At 69.3% G+C, this 14,107-nt stretch carries 12 protein-coding genes; 8 read left to right on the forward strand and 4 right to left on the reverse strand.

Annotation, left to right across the window (positions count from 1 at the left end):
- Nucleotides 1-102 precede the first annotated feature (102 nt).
- Entirely contained in the window at nt 103-792 is a 690-nt protein-coding gene (locus EDC82_RS03980; RefSeq protein ID WP_074040382.1) for an HAD family phosphatase, read from the reverse strand.
- Between the two features lie 171 nt (nt 793-963).
- Here EDC82_RS03980 and panD point away from each other — a divergent pair, with 171 nt between their 5' ends.
- The gene (gene panD, locus EDC82_RS03985; RefSeq protein ID WP_006947480.1) at nt 964-1,374 is read left to right on the forward strand and encodes an aspartate 1-decarboxylase; all 411 of its coding nucleotides are present in this window, start codon (nt 964-966) and stop codon (nt 1,372-1,374) included.
- A gap of 145 nt (nt 1,375-1,519) precedes the next feature.
- On the opposite strand, the gene EDC82_RS03990 is transcribed toward panD, so the two are convergent.
- Nucleotides 1,520-2,245 (reverse strand): VIT family protein, encoded by a 726-nt coding sequence (locus tag EDC82_RS03990; protein ID WP_131941992.1) that lies wholly within the window; start codon nt 2,243-2,245, stop codon nt 1,520-1,522.
- Nucleotides 2,246-2,457: 212 nt separating this feature from the next.
- Between EDC82_RS03990 and typA the strand changes: the two genes are divergently transcribed.
- The 5 genes from typA to EDC82_RS04015 all read left to right on the forward strand — a co-directional run bounded on the left by typA (nt 2,458) and on the right by EDC82_RS04015 (nt 7,996).
- On the forward strand, nt 2,458-4,371 hold the full coding sequence (gene typA / locus EDC82_RS03995) for a translational GTPase TypA (RefSeq protein ID WP_040015152.1): 1,914 nt from the start codon (nt 2,458-2,460) through the stop codon (nt 4,369-4,371).
- 82 nt (nt 4,372-4,453) lie between these two features.
- Nucleotides 4,454-4,654: a hypothetical protein gene (locus EDC82_RS04000; protein WP_062255822.1), complete on the forward strand. Its 201-nt coding sequence runs from the start codon at nt 4,454-4,456 to the stop codon at nt 4,652-4,654.
- A gap of 70 nt (nt 4,655-4,724) precedes the next feature.
- Nucleotides 4,725-5,654 carry a PIG-L family deacetylase gene (locus EDC82_RS04005; RefSeq protein ID WP_131940678.1) on the forward strand — a complete coding sequence of 310 codons (930 nt, stop codon included), beginning with the start codon at nt 4,725-4,727 and terminating at the stop codon, nt 5,652-5,654.
- A complete protein-coding gene (locus EDC82_RS04010; RefSeq protein ID WP_131940680.1) occupies nt 5,651-6,154 on the forward strand; it encodes a flavin reductase family protein in 504 nt (167 codons plus the stop codon). Before EDC82_RS04005 ends, EDC82_RS04010 begins: the two co-directional genes overlap by 4 nt.
- A gap of 87 nt (nt 6,155-6,241) precedes the next feature.
- Complete coding sequence (locus tag EDC82_RS04015; protein WP_062255819.1) at nt 6,242-7,996, forward strand: VanW family protein; 1,755 nt, start codon at nt 6,242-6,244, stop codon at nt 7,994-7,996.
- Here the strand turns inward: EDC82_RS04015 and EDC82_RS04020 are convergent.
- On the reverse strand, nt 7,974-8,954 hold the full coding sequence (locus EDC82_RS04020) for an alpha/beta fold hydrolase (RefSeq protein WP_131940682.1): 981 nt from the start codon (nt 8,952-8,954) through the stop codon (nt 7,974-7,976). The genes EDC82_RS04015 and EDC82_RS04020 overlap by 23 nt on opposite strands.
- An 87-nt stretch (nt 8,955-9,041) precedes the next feature.
- Here EDC82_RS04020 and EDC82_RS04025 point away from each other — a divergent pair, with 87 nt between their 5' ends.
- Nucleotides 9,042-11,978 (forward strand): FAD-binding and (Fe-S)-binding domain-containing protein, encoded by a 2,937-nt coding sequence (locus EDC82_RS04025; protein ID WP_197418807.1) that lies wholly within the window; start codon nt 9,042-9,044, stop codon nt 11,976-11,978.
- A 135-nt stretch (nt 11,979-12,113) separates the two neighbouring features.
- Here EDC82_RS04025 and EDC82_RS04030 read toward each other — a convergent pair whose 3' ends face one another.
- A complete protein-coding gene (locus EDC82_RS04030) occupies nt 12,114-13,133 on the reverse strand; it encodes a GNAT family N-acetyltransferase (RefSeq protein ID WP_062255814.1) in 1,020 nt (339 codons plus the stop codon).
- A 193-nt stretch (nt 13,134-13,326) separates the two neighbouring features.
- On the opposite strand from EDC82_RS04030, the gene fdxA reads away from it, so the two are divergent.
- The gene (gene fdxA, locus EDC82_RS04035; protein ID WP_006947414.1) at nt 13,327-13,650 is read left to right on the forward strand and encodes a ferredoxin; all 324 of its coding nucleotides are present in this window, start codon (nt 13,327-13,329) and stop codon (nt 13,648-13,650) included.
- Nucleotides 13,651-14,107: the final 457 nt, after the last annotated feature.

Genomic DNA, 14,107 nt, shown 5'->3' on the forward strand with positions numbered 1-14,107 from the left:
GGGCCTCCGGGGCCCGAGCTTGGGAGTTTCCGCCGCGTGTATTCAGGCTGTACTGCCTCGACAGGAGCCCGCGGGGGTGCGGTGCCGCGCCGCCCCGCAGGGTCAAGGTGTCGCGATCTGCACCGTAGAGTTCGTCACTGAAAAGCGAACAGCAGCAAGGGAATCGACGATTGCGTCGGCGTCCGTTGTCGCGTCGAGGTTGGCGACGTTCGTCGTCGACGTCAGCGCGAGCGTCGCGCATCCTGCGGCCTTCGCCGCGCGCAGACCGCTTGGTGCGTCCTCGACGACAAGGCATTCTTCGGCGGCGACCCCGAGACGCTCGGCAGCCACGAGGAACGGGTCGGGGTGCGGCTTGCCGTGCTCGACGTCGTCGAACGTCACGACCACGTCCGGGAGCGGGATGCCCGCGGCCTGCAGGCGCGCCAACCCAAGTTCATGCGTCGCCGACGTCACGACCGCACACCGACGGGGCAGCAGCGCCGCGACCGCGTCGACGGCTCCGGGCAGCGCGACGACCCCGTCCGTGTCTGCGAGTTCCATCGCCGTGATGCGGGCCAGCGCGACCTCCGCCTCGCCGGGGCTCAGATGCGGCGCGATCTGCGCGATGATGCCCGACGCCGGCACCCCGTGATGCTGGCCGAGCAGGTGCGGGTCGATGTCGTACTCGCGCGCCCACGCGACCCATGAGCGGATGACGGCGGGCGTCGAGTCGACGAGCGTGCCGTCGTTGTCGAACAGCACGGCCGCGAACGAGCGGCCGGCCAGGGCGGAGAGGTCACCGAGTCGGGGCATGCCTCGATCCCATCACGCCGCCACGCGACGTGCGAGTCCGTAGGCCTCCGCCTCTGGGGTGACCTGTCGAGACGTCGGTGATCGCCTGCCGCAGGGTGGCGGTCCTCCGCTTCCTGGGGGACGACGCCTCGTGGACGTACGCTTGAGGCCGTTTTCGAGGAGGAGGCCCTCATGCTGCGCACCCTGATGCGAGCCAAGATTCACCGCGCGACCGTCACGCACGCCGACCTGCACTACGTCGGCTCGTGCACCATCTCGTCCGACCTCATGGAGGCCGCCGACCTCGTCGAGGGCGAGCAGATCGACATCGTCGACGTCGACAACGGCCACCGACTCACTACCTACGTCATCGCCGGCCCTGCGGGTGAGGGGCGCATCGGCATCAACGGTGCCGCCGCTCACCTCGTCGGGGTGGGGGACACCGTCATCCTCATCGCGTACGGAATGTTCGGTCCCGACGAGGTCGCGACGCACGAGCCGCGTGTCGTGTTCGTCGACGGCGACAACCGTATCGTCGAACGCGGCACCGACCCCGCCCACGCGCCCGAGGGCTCCGGTCTCGTCGACCCGCGCGACGGCTGAAGCCCCCGCGGCCGGTACATAGGCCCGACCCTGACGTGCGGCCGGCGGGCCGAGCAGCTGCAGCTGCAGCGTCAGCCGGGCAGATGCGGACACCCGGGCAGACCCGCCGGTCGTACAGGTCAGACAGCCGCTCAGGTCAGACAGCTCAGGCGACGCCCGTGCCGACGAGCGAACCGACGCCGAAGGTGATGGCCATGGCGAGTACGCCGCCGCCGACGTTGCGGGCGACGGCGCGTCCACGCTTCGCCCCGCCGATGCGGGCGCTGACGAAGCCGGTGATCGCGAGCGCGATGACGACGGCGACGACCGTCACCGGCACCCTGAGCGACGGCGACGGCAGCAGGATCGCGAGTAGCGGGATGAGAGCACCGAGGGCGAACGACACGAACGACGCACCGGCGGCCGTCCACGGGTTCGCGAGGTCGTCGGGGTCGAGGTTGAGCTCGGCGTCGGCGTGCGCACGCAGCGCGTCCTTCTCGGTGAGCTGGACGGCGACCTCGCGAGCGAGGGTCTCATCGAGACCCTTGTCGACGTAGATCTGCGTCAGTTCGGCGAGTTCCTCGTCGGGCATCGTGGCGAGCTCGAGCTTCTCCTTGGCGAGGAGCGCCTTCTCGCTGTCGAGCTGCGTCGAGACGGAGACGTACTCGCCGACGGCCATCGACAGCGCACCAGAGACGATGCCCGCGACACCCGCGATGATGATGGGGGTGCGCTCAGCCGTCGCTCCGGCGACACCCATGACGAGGCCGGCGACGGAGACGATGCCGTCGTTGGCTCCGAGAACGCCGGCGCGCAGCCAGTTGAGCTTCGCGGCATGCCCGGCATCGTGGGCCTCGCCGCTGTGGGGAGTCGTGGTCGTCATGACGCGCATCGTGCGCGATCGACGATGCGAGCGCCACGTAGGTGAGGCTTCGATGAGTCCGGTCACGTTGGCTTCGGCTCGGCCCGTACCCCGAGGGCGCGGCCTTGCGGCCGGTCGAACCATCAGGTGCGTCCATCATCCGCACCCCGAGGGCGCGGCCTTGCGGACCCTCGGATGGACCGCGTCCCCGGCAGGTCGAAAACCCTGCGACAATGGCAAGCATGGCTTTGAAGTCTCGTAACGACGTTCGCAACGTCGCCATTGTCGCCCACGTCGACCACGGCAAGACCACCCTCGTCGACAAGATGCTCTGGCAGGCCGGCGTGTTCGCCGAGCGCGCCACCGTCGAGACCACCGGAGAGCGAGTCATGGACTCCGGTGACCTCGAGCGTGAGAAGGGAATCACGATCCTCGCGAAGAACACCGCGATCCACTACGCGGGCCCCGCCGCGAAGGAGGTCGCGGGCCTCGACGACGGTGAGTTCGTCACGATCAACATCATCGACACCCCCGGTCACGCCGACTTCGGTGGTGAGGTCGAGCGCGGTCTGTCGATGGTCGACGGTGTCGTCCTGCTCGTCGACGCCTCCGAGGGTCCGCTGCCGCAGACGCGCTTCGTGCTGCGCAAGGCCCTCGACGCGAAGATGCCCGTCATCCTGTGCATCAACAAGGTCGACCGTCCCGACAGCCGCATCGCCGAGGTCATCGACGAGGTCTACGAACTGTTCATGGATCTCGACGCGGACGAGGACCAGATCGAGTTCCCGATCGTCTACGCGTCGGCGAAGAACGGCATCGCCTCGACCGTGCGTCCCGACGACGGTGGCCTGCCCGAGGGTGACTCCGTCGAGCCGCTGTTCAAGACGATTCTCGAGACGATCCCCGCCCCGACGTACGAGGAGGGCACGCCGCTGCAGGCGCACGTGACGAACCTCGACTCGGACAACTTCCTCGGCCGACTCGCGCTGCTGCGCGTGTTCAACGGTGAGATCGCCAAGGGCCAGCAGGTGACGTGGTGCAAGGCCGACGGCACGCAGCAGAAGGTGAAGATCACCGAACTGCTCATGACGGAGGGCCTCGAGCGCAAGCCGTCCGAGAAGGCCGCGGGCCCCGGCGACATCATCGCCGTCGCCGGCATCCCCGACATCACGATCGGCGAGACCCTCGCCGACGCCGAGAACCCGGAGCCGCTGCCGCTCATCACGGTCGACGAGCCCGCGATCTCGATGACGATCGGAACGAACACCTCGCCGCTCGTCGGCAAGGAGCGCGGCACGAAGGTGACCGCGCGTCTCGTCAAGGACCGCCTCGACAAGGAGCTCATCGGCAACGTGTCGCTGCGCGTCCTGCCGACCGAGCGTCCCGACGCCTGGGAGGTGCAGGGCCGCGGTGAGCTGGCGCTCGCCATCCTCGTCGAGCAGATGCGCCGCGAGGGCTTCGAGCTGACCGTCGGCAAGCCGCAGGTCGTCACGCGTGAGATCGACGGCAAGCTGCACGAGCCGTTCGAGCGCCTTACGGTCGACACGCCCGAGGAGTACCTCGGCGCCATCACGCAGCTGCTCGCTGCCCGCAAGGGCCGCATGGAGCAGATGACGAACCACGGCACCGGTTGGATCCGCATGGAGTTCGTCGTCCCGGCGCGTGGCCTCATCGGCTTCCGCACCGAGTTCCTCACCGAGACGCGCGGTACGGGTATCGCGCACTCGACGTCCGAGGGTTACGAGCCGTGGGCGGGCACCATCACGACGCGCGTCGCCGGGTCGCTCGTCGCCGACCGCACGGGCCCCGTCACGTCGTACGCGATGGTCAACCTGCAGGAGCGCGGCACGCTGTTCGTCGAGCCGGGCACCGAGGTGTACGAGGGCATGATCGTCGGCGAGAACAGCCGCGCCGACGACATGGACGTCAACATCACCAAGGAGAAGAAGCTGACGAACGTTCGCGCGTCGTCCGCCGACAACTTCGAGAAGGTCATCCCGCCGCGTCAGCTCTCCCTCGAGCAGAGCCTCGAGTTCTGCCGTGAGGACGAGTGCTGCGAGGTCACCCCGACCGCCGTGCGCATCCGCAAGGTCGTGCTCAACGCCGGTGAGCGCGCGCGCACCGCGTCGCGTGTTCGCAACGCGAACAAGAGCTGACCTGATCAGCTGACGATCGACGAACGGCCGGCCACTCTCGAACGAGGGTGGCCGGCCGTTTCGCGTGCGGCAGAGTAGGGCCATGAAGAAGAACCGGGAGAGCGTCTGGATCGTTCAGCACGACGAGACGCCCCACAACACCGTCCTCGGGGTGTTCGCGACGGCCGAGGAGGCGGCAGAGTACGCCGACGCGGTGCATGTGAACGACGCCGACGGCGTCATCACCACGGAGTTTCCGATCGGGTTCCGGTTCGAGGACGGGGCGGTGCGGTACCGCCGCTGAGCCTTCGACCCCAGGCCTGCAGCCACTGCGCTCTTTGCGTTTCGGCGCGTGGAGGACGAAGGTTGACCTCATGGCTCGGCTTCTCTTCGCGCATGCGCATCCTGATGACGAATCGCTGTGGACGGGTGTGACGATGGCGCATCACGTCGCGCGGGGTGACGAGGTGCACGTGCTCACGTGCACGCTGGGGGAGGAGGGCGAGGTCATCCCTGACGACCTCAAGCACCTCGAACTGCCCGCCGGCGCAGCGCGTCCCGACGACGTCGCGGACGAGCTCGCTCCGGTGCGTCGCGAGGAACTGCGCCGCGCGATGACGGCGATGGGGGTGACGTCGTCGGTCGTCCTCGGTGACGACGCCTTCCGCGCCCTCGCGAACCGCCCTGAGGCGCGCACGTACCGCGATTCGGGCATGGCAGGCACGCCGTCGGCATCCCACCCCCGGGCGTTCACGGGCGCCGACATCGAGGCCGTCGCTGCCGACGTCGCCGCGTACGTCGACGCGCTCGCGCCCGACGTCGTCGTCACGTATGACGAGCAGGGTGGCTACGGCCATCCCGACCACATCCGCACGCACGAGGTGACGGTCGCCGCGCTCGCCGCATCGACCGCGCGTCCGAGGCTGTTCATCACCCTGACGCCGCAGTCGTGGGCACAGGAGGATCGCGCCTGGCTGCACGCGATGTGCTCGCCCGAGTTCCTCCACGAGACGGGCTTCGTCGTCCCCGAGCGCGACGACGCCTACCCGCCGTCCGTCGTGCCCGACGACGAGGTGACGCACGCGGTCGTCGATGACGCGGCCGTCAGCCTCCAGATCAAGGCGCTGCGCGAGCACCGCACGCAGGTCAGCGTCGCCGACGAGGTCTACGCGCTCTCCAACGACGTCGCCTCACGTCTTTCGGGACGTGAGGGGTTCACCGAGTACGACGCCCGCGCTCGCCGCCGCATCGTCGGCGCCGAGAACGCCACGCCGAGCGCGACCCGCCCGGAGCTGATCGCATGACCTCCCACCACGAACCGGTCGACCCCGACCACTACCGCAAGGCCATCGGTCGTCTCGCGACGGGCGTCAGCGTCGTGACCACGCGCGTCGGCGACATCGACCACGCCATGACGATCAACTCGTTGACGAGCGTCTCGCTCGACCCTGTTCTCATGCTCATCAGCGTCGAACGCGAGGCCCGCTTCTTCGAGGCGGTCATGGAGCGCGGCGAATGGGCGGTCTCCCTGCTCGGTGCCAGTGCGAAGCCGATCGCGTCGTGCCTCGCGACGCGCGGGCGTCCGCTGCACGGCCAGCTCGACCGCGTGCCGCACCACCGCGGTGACGCGACGGGCCTCGCCCTCGTCGACGACGCCCTCGCGGAGTTCGAGTGCCGCACGGTCTCGACCCTCGACGCGGGCGACCACACGATCGTCGTCGGTGAGGTGCTGACGCTCGCCGTCGGCGACGCTCCCGAGGACGCCCTCACGTATTACCGGGGCGCATTCGGCCGGTTGCGCTGACGCGTCGCTCGTGCCCAGATCGTCGGACGCCGCCGTTCGTGGTGCAATGGTGCGACCCGTGGCGCGGGGTTTTCGCGGGTTCGAGACATGCAGGAGGTCACCGTGGCGGACGACGAGCAGGTGCAGGCGACGCAGCCGGACGGCACGCGTCGGCGCAGGCATCTGGCCTGGTTCGGGGGCGCCGGTGTACTCGCCGTGGCGGCGATCGGCTACGTCGGGGCCTGCTACCACTACAAGGACACGATCGCGGGCGGTACCACCGTCGCGGGCCGCAGCATCGGCGGGATGACGATGGAACAGGCCTCGCGTCAGGTCTCCGGCCTGCCGGGCCCGGGGGCGCAGCAGCAGGCCACCGTCACGGCCGACGGGCAGAAGTTCGCGTTCGAGCCGTCCAGCGCATGGAAGCCGGACGTGGCGCGCACGCTCGACGGCGTCACCGGGTTCAGCCTGTCGCCTACCCGCCTCATCCATCACATCAGCGGTGACGGCGGCGCCGTCACGCCGCGGTACACGGTCGACGAAGCGGCGCTGGCGCGTCTCGTCAAAAGCTCGGCGGGCACCTCGATCAAGGGCGCGCCCACGCAGGGCAAGGTGAAGTTCATCAACGGTGAGGTCGTCGTCGTCAAGGGCGCGCCGGGCAAGAGCGTCGACGAGAAGGCGGTCGCGAAGGACGTCGCCGAGCACTGGCCGGGCACCACGGCCTACACCACGAAGCTCGTCGACAAGCAGGCCGACGCGACGCAGGACGCCGTCACCGCGTTCGCGGCGGGCGATGCGAAGAAGGCGATGTCCGAGCCGCTGCAGGTCAAGGCCAATGGCGAGACCGTGACGATGAAACCCTCCGATGTCTCCGAGGTCATCTCCTCCGACACGGACGCGCACGGAAAGCCCTCCATCAAGGTCGACGCGGACGCACTGCTCGCCCACGTCCTCGAGCGCAGCACCGACATGCAGAACGACATCGCGACGGACGCGAAGGTCGTGTGGAAGGACGGGAAGCCGAGCGTGCAGCCGGGCAAGGCCGGCCAGCAGATCGACGCCTCGAAGGTGCAGTCGGTCGTCGCGGCAGCACTGACGGGCAACCACGTCGCGAACCTGCCCATGAAGCCGATGCAGCCGCAGGTGACCGAGAAGGACATCGACGTCTCGTCGCTGCCCACCACATCGATGGCGCACTTCGAGTCCAAGTTGCCCGGCGGCGCCGAGAACGCCGCGCGCACCCACAACATCGAGACGGCGCTCGCGACGCTCAACGGGATGGTGGTCAGACCCGGTGAGCAGTTCTCACTTTTGCGTGCCCTGGGGTACTCGTTGACGAAGGAGAAGGGCTACGTCGAGGCGGGCACGCTGCAGGGCGGCATCCACGTCGACGGCATGGGCGGCGGCGTCTCCCAGGTCTCGACGGTGCTCTACAACACGGCGTTCTTCGCGGGCGTGCAGCTCGACGAGCACACCCCGCACGACGTCTACATCGATCGCTACCCGATGGGTCGTGAGGCAACCCTGTGGAACCCCGGCGTCGACAACACGTGGACGAACGACACCGGCCACCTCATCCTCATCAAGGCGGGCACGAGCGGCGACAAGGTCGTCATGGACTTCTACGGCACACGCCAGTACGACGTGTCGACGAAGACGGGGCCGAAGACCGACGTGGTGCAGCCGAAGCAACGCACCGTGAAGGACGTCAAGGGATGCGAGAACTCCGTCGGAAACGGCACGCCAGGCTTCCAGGTCGACGTGTGGCGCACCCTCAAGAAGGGCTCGAACGTGGTGCGCACCGACAAGATCCACACGAAGTACCAACCCGACGACATCATCACCTGCGTCGGCTCGTCGTGATGTCGGCGCGCCGGTCTCTAAGGCCGGCGTGCTCGATGACGAGGTCGGCGACGTCGCCGGCGTGCGAGCGCACGGCCCAGTGCCCGGCGTCGAGACGCCGCACGCGGGACGTCGCGGCGTAGGCCGCGCCGTACGTGGCGATGGGTTCGCGGACGTAGCGGTCCTTCGTCGGCACGACGATCTGAGTCGGCACGTCGGTGCGACGTGGCCCGGAGGTCGCGTCCGCGCTGGAGCCGTGCCGGCGCAGCCCCATGTTGGCGCGGTACAGCTCGAGGCCATCGAGCATGTCGCGGCGCTCGCGCTCGGCACCGTCGCCGCGCTGCAGCAGCCGGCCGAACGCGCCGCTGCGGATGACGAGTTCCGGAAGCAGCGGGGTCTGGAAGAACGCGATGTACGTCGACGACGCGGCCTGCTGCGCGAGGAACAGGAGATCGTGGGTCGAACCACGGGCCATCGCGTGCATCCAGCGCGACGCATGATCGAGACATGGGCCCGAGATCGTCGTGAAGCTGCTCACACAGGAGGCCGCACCGTCGTCCGTCACGGCCTGCCAGGCCTGGATCGAACCCCAGTCGTGGGCGAGCAGATGAACCTCATGCCCGTTCTCGGCTGCTGCGGTGACGGCCCGATCGACGTCGCGGCGCAACTTGTCGAGGGCGTAGCCGACGCGTGACGGCGGCGCGTCGGAACGGCCCGACCCACGGGTGTCGTAGGTGAGGACGTCGGCGCGGGGGATGAGGTGCGGGATCATCGCGTCCCAGACCCGCTGGTCGTCAGGGTAGCCGTGCACCGCGATGACGACGGGACGCTTCGGCGTGCGGCCGGTCGGCATGCCTTCGTCAGACGAGTCGCCAGCCGACGAGACGGCGAGTCGGTGCCACGTCGCGGCGAGCGTCAGGCCGTCATCGGTGGTCAGGGAGGTCTGTTCGACAGTAGCTTCGTGCGTCGCGGTCGTCATGACGCCACTGTGCCGTACGAACCCGGGGCCTGTCTTGATCTACGACGCTGCCCGACGCGCCCAGGGGCGGCGCGGCACAATGAACGCGTGAGTACGCCGAGCATCCCGTTCACGCCCGCCGCCGACGTCACGGCGCATGCCGCCACGATCGACGTCGGGCGCATCGCGCACGAGCTGCGTCATCACGAGGTCACCGACGTCCTCGTCAGCGGTGTCGAGCGTGCCGCGTACTCGAGCGACGCGAGCCTGTACCGCGTGCTGCCGCGCGCGATCGTGCGTCCGCGCCACACCGATGACGTGCTCGAGACCCTCGCCGTCGCGCGCAGTCTGGGCGTGCCGATCACCGCACGCGGCGCGGGCACGTCATGCGCCGGCAACGCCGTCGGGCCCGGCATCGTCATGGATTTCAGCACGCACATGAACAAGGTGCTCGACCTCGACGTCGCGAACCGGCGCGCCGTCGTCGAACCCGGCGCGGTGCATCAGAGCCTGCAGCGCGCGGTACTGCCGCACGGGGTGCGCTTCGGGCCGGACCCGTCGTCGCACACGCGATGCACGATCGGCGGGATGATCGGCAACAACGCGTGCGGGTCGCGGGCGTTCGCGTATGGCAAGACGAGCGACAACCTGCTCTCGCTCGAGATGGCGACGGCCGGGGGCGAGCTCGTGCGCCTCGATCACGGGGCGTCGCGCGACGCGCTGACCGCCGCGCACCCCTCCCTTGGGCGCCTCGACGACCTCGTCGGCGCGAACCTCGCGACGATCCGGCAGGAGTTCGGGCGCTTCGATCGTCAGGTCTCCGGCTACGCGATGGAGACGCTGCTGCCGGAACGCGGGTTCGACGTCACACGCTTCATGGCCGGCACCGAGGGCACGCTCGGGGTGCTGACGGAGGCCACTGTCGGGCTCGTGACGGAACCGGCGTTCCGCATCCTCGTCGTCCTCGGCTACGACGACATGCCGGCCGCCGGTGACGCCGCGCCGCTCGTGCGTCAGTTCACGCCGACGGCGTGCGAGGGCATCGACCGGCGGCTCGTCGACGTCCTCATCGCGCGGCGCGGCGCGCAGGCCGTCCCGGCGCTGCCGAAGGGGTCGGGGTGGCTGCTCGTCGAGATCGCCGGCGACGATCGCGACGAGGTGCTCGCGCGCGCCGAGGCGTGTCTCGTCGGCTGCGGGGCGATCGACGGGCGCGTCGTGCTCGACGCCGCGGAGACGAGTGCGCTGTGGAAGGTGCGTGAGGACGGCGCCGGCCTTGCGGGGCGCTCGCCGAAGGACCTGCCCGCGTGGCCCGGCTGGGAGGACGCCGCCGTCCCGCCCGAAAAGCTTGGCGCGTACCTGCGTGACTTCGACGCGTTGCTCGACACCTACGACCTCTCCGGGTTGCCGTATGGCCACTTCGGCGACGGGTGCCTGCACATCCGCATCGACTTTCCGCTCAGCGCGCCGGGCGGCACGCAGGTGCTGCACGAATTCCTCGACGGGTCGGCGCAGCTCGTGGCGCGCTACGGCGGGTCGATGTCCGGTGAGCACGGCGACGGGCGCGCCCGCAGCGAGTACCTCAGCTCGATGTACTCGCCGCAGGCGCTCGCGTTGTTCGCCGGCGTCAAGGAGATCTTCGACCCGACGAACCTGCTCAACCCGGGCGTCCTCGTCGATCCCGCGCCGGCGGCGGCCGACGTCCGCATGGCGCACGTACCGCCACTGACGAAGGACCTCGCACTCGCGTACGCGCATGACGGCGGCGACTTCGCGCGCGCCGTCCACCGCTGCACCGGCATCGGCAAGTGCCGCGCGAGCACGATCGGGACGACGAACGTCATGTGCCCGAGCTACGCGGCGACCGGTGACGAGAAGGACTCGACGCGCGGACGCGCGCGGCTGCTGCAGGAGATGGTGCAGGGCGGGCTCTCCGGCGGTTTCGTCAACGACGGTTGGCGCTCGCCGGAGGTGCACGAGGCGCTCGATCTGTGCCTGTCGTGCAAGGGCTGCACATCGGACTGCCCGACGGGTATCGACATGCCCGCGTTCAAGTCGGAGGTGTTGCATCAGACGTACAAGGGGCGCGTGCGTCCGCGCTCGCACTACGCGTTGGGGCAGCTTCCGCGCTGGGTTCGGTTGGGACACAAGGCGTCCGGCGTGTTCAACCTGGCGCTCGCGGTGACGGGCAAGGTGCCGGTGCTCAAGAAGCTCGCCGGCGTCGATCCGCGACGCTCGGTGCCGTCGTTGGCGCGTGAGTCGTTCCGTGACTGGTGCCGCACGAACGATGTCGGGTTCTTCGAGGACGCCGACCGTCGTGGCGTGGTGCCGGACAACGCCGTCGTCATCATGGTCGACACGTTCACCGACCACTTCTCGCCCGAGGTCGGTCAGGCCGCGGTTCGTGTGCTGCGGCGCGCAGGCTGGGAACCGTTCGTCGTCGAACGCGCCGGCTGCTGCGGTCTGACGTGGATCTCCACGGGCCAGCTCGACGGGGCGAAGAAGCAACTGCGCGGGTTGATCGGTGACCTCGCGCCCGTCGTGCGTCGTCACGTGCCCGTCATCGGGCTCGAACCGTCGTGCACGGCCGTGCTGCGCGGTGACGCCGCCGAGCTACTGCCCGGCGACGAGGACGCCGCGCTGGTGGCGCGCTCGACGTCGACGCTCGCGGAGTTCCTCGCCGGTGACGACCGGTGGACGGCGCCCGACCTGTCCGGTGGCGACGTGGTCGCGCAGCCGCACTGCCACCATCACGGGGTGATGGGCTGGTCGCCCGATGCCGCGCTGTTGCGCGACGCCGGCGCCAACTTGCAGCAACTCGGCGGATGCTGCGGCCTCGCAGGCAACTTCGGCGTCGAGCAGGGGCACTACGAGGTGAGCGTCAAGGTCGCCGAACAACAGCTGCTGCCGGCGATGGACGCCAAGCCCGACGCTGCGCTGCTCGCCGATGGGTTCTCGTGCCGCACCCAGATCGCCGACCTCACCGAACGTCGCGGTATCCACCTCGCGCAGTTGCTCGACGACGCTCAAGGTGGTCAGGGCGTCTGAGCCCTGAGTGCGGGCAGGGGGGTCAACGGCGTCTCTCGAGGCATCGCCCTGCCTGCGCGCGTGGATCTCTGACCGGATTCGCGTCGTGCGCGACGCGAATCCGGGCGATGATCGCGGAGGTCGGTGCCTCGGTGGTCAGTTCGGCTGGAGGTAGACGTACCTGTGGTGCGTCGTGAAGCCGAGCGATTCGTACAGAGCGATGGCCGGTGCGTTGTCGGCGGCGACCTGCAGGTACATCGACGCCTCGTCGGCGCGCAGCGCTTCGTCGGCGCAGGCGCGCAGGAGTTGTCGTGCGAGGCCCTGACGGCGGACGTCGGGGCGGGTGGCGAGGGCGAACACTCCGGCCCATCCCGGCGACAGCGCCAGGCGAGCGTGGGCGACGGCTCCCGAGGGCGCGCCCGCCGCACCGGAGGTGATGCCGTCCGTGTCAACGGGCGGCGTGAGCGCGAGGAAGACCTGCTTCTCGGAGCCTTCCAGGACGCGCCGGGCGTCACTCTCGTGCGTGCGGGCCCGGTCATCGGCGAGCGACCACCACGCGTCGTCGAGGGCGGGGGAGACGTTCGTGCGCCTCGAGCTGGTCGACGTGCGCCGCGCAGCCGCAGCGACGTCGGCGCTCGCGGCCGTCATGACACGTACCGGGCGGAGCGCCTCCCAGCCGAGAGTGGTGGCCTTCTGGACGAGGGGGTCGTCGTCGGCCGAGAAGCCGGGTGAGAGAGGCACCTGGATCAGGGGCGGCAGCGCTCGAGCGTCATACCAGCGTCGAACGGTGGCAAGCGCGTCGGCCGTCGACGGGCCGGGTTCGCCGAGGACGAGAGCCGAGTTGGCACGCCCGGTGTAACCGCCGGCAGCGCGCAGCATCCAGCGTCCGAACCACTCACGTTCGTGGGGCGGCCAGCCGTCCGTCATGAGCTCTTCGAGATCCTCGACGGAGACCGCGCGATGCGGCGCGCCACGCCGGCCGGGGCGTGGGCCGAGCGCCTTCGCCGTCACGATGTGCGTGATGGCGACGCGCACCTCGCCGCGCCGGGTGTCGACGACGACATGGCCAACGTCGACGGAGCGGACGGTGCCGACGATGTCCGTCAGGGTCGCGTTCGCGTCGAGCGTGCCTGCGGCGGCGGCGATCTCGCCGGCTGTCAGCCGCCGGCGAATCATGACCCGTGCGCCCTCTCGCAGGGTGGAAGCAAGGGTGGGCTTGTTTTCGGCGGAGTCGCGCACATCGGCATACTAGGAGGCAACCATCCGAACATCGCACCGTGACGCTCGGATACCAAGAACGTTCGCTGTCCGCATCTCGCCTCTGCACGGGTCGGCCGGCGGGCGCAACGCGACCACCGAGGAGCTACCCGTGACGTACGTCATCGCCCAGCCCTGTGTCGATGTCAAGGACAAGGCCTGCATCGAAGAGTGCCCCGTCGACTGCATCTACGAGGGTGAGCGTTCGCTCTACATCCACCCCGACGAGTGCGTCGACTGCGGCGCGTGCGAGCCGGTGTGCCCCGTCGAGGCCATCTACTACGAGGACGACACGCCCGAGGAGTGGGCCGACTACTACAAGGCCAACGTCGAGTTCTTCGACGACCTCGGCTCGCCCGGTGGCGCCGCGAAGATGGGCGTCATCAAGAAGGATCACCCGATCATCGCCGTCCTGCCCCCGCAGAACCAGGACTGACGACCAGGGCTGGTGGCCAGGGCTGACGGTGAGGCCTGACGAGGACCGGCAGGCCGACGTCTGTGCCCCAAAGGTGCTGGGCGCTTGCGTGCCTGCACGCGAACCTCGCTCGCGCCAATAGAATCCTGCCCTTTCGAACCCCGCGCCAATCGAACCCCCGCGCGAGCTGCTGACGGCTCGTGCGGGGGTTCGTCGTGTCCCGCACCCATCTGTGATCTACGTCTACATCTGCGAATCCCGTCCACCTTCGCGATCTACGTCCCCTCCGGCGATTCCTGTCCACATTGGCGATTGTCGTCCACATTTACGTCGTCGGCGCAGCACGTGGGTCGACCGCGAAGGTGGACGAAAATCGCAACAGTGGACGAAGATCGCAGCGGGGGAGGTGGTTCGCAGAGGTGGACGGAAATCGCGAATGGTGAGGAAGATCGCAGGAGTGCGGAAGCTGTCAACCTGA

Origin of the sequence: Dermacoccus sp. SAI-028 (genome assembly GCF_004346775.1) — a bacterium.
Classification (GTDB): Bacteria; Actinomycetota; Actinomycetes; order Actinomycetales; family Dermatophilaceae; genus Dermacoccus; species Dermacoccus nishinomiyaensis.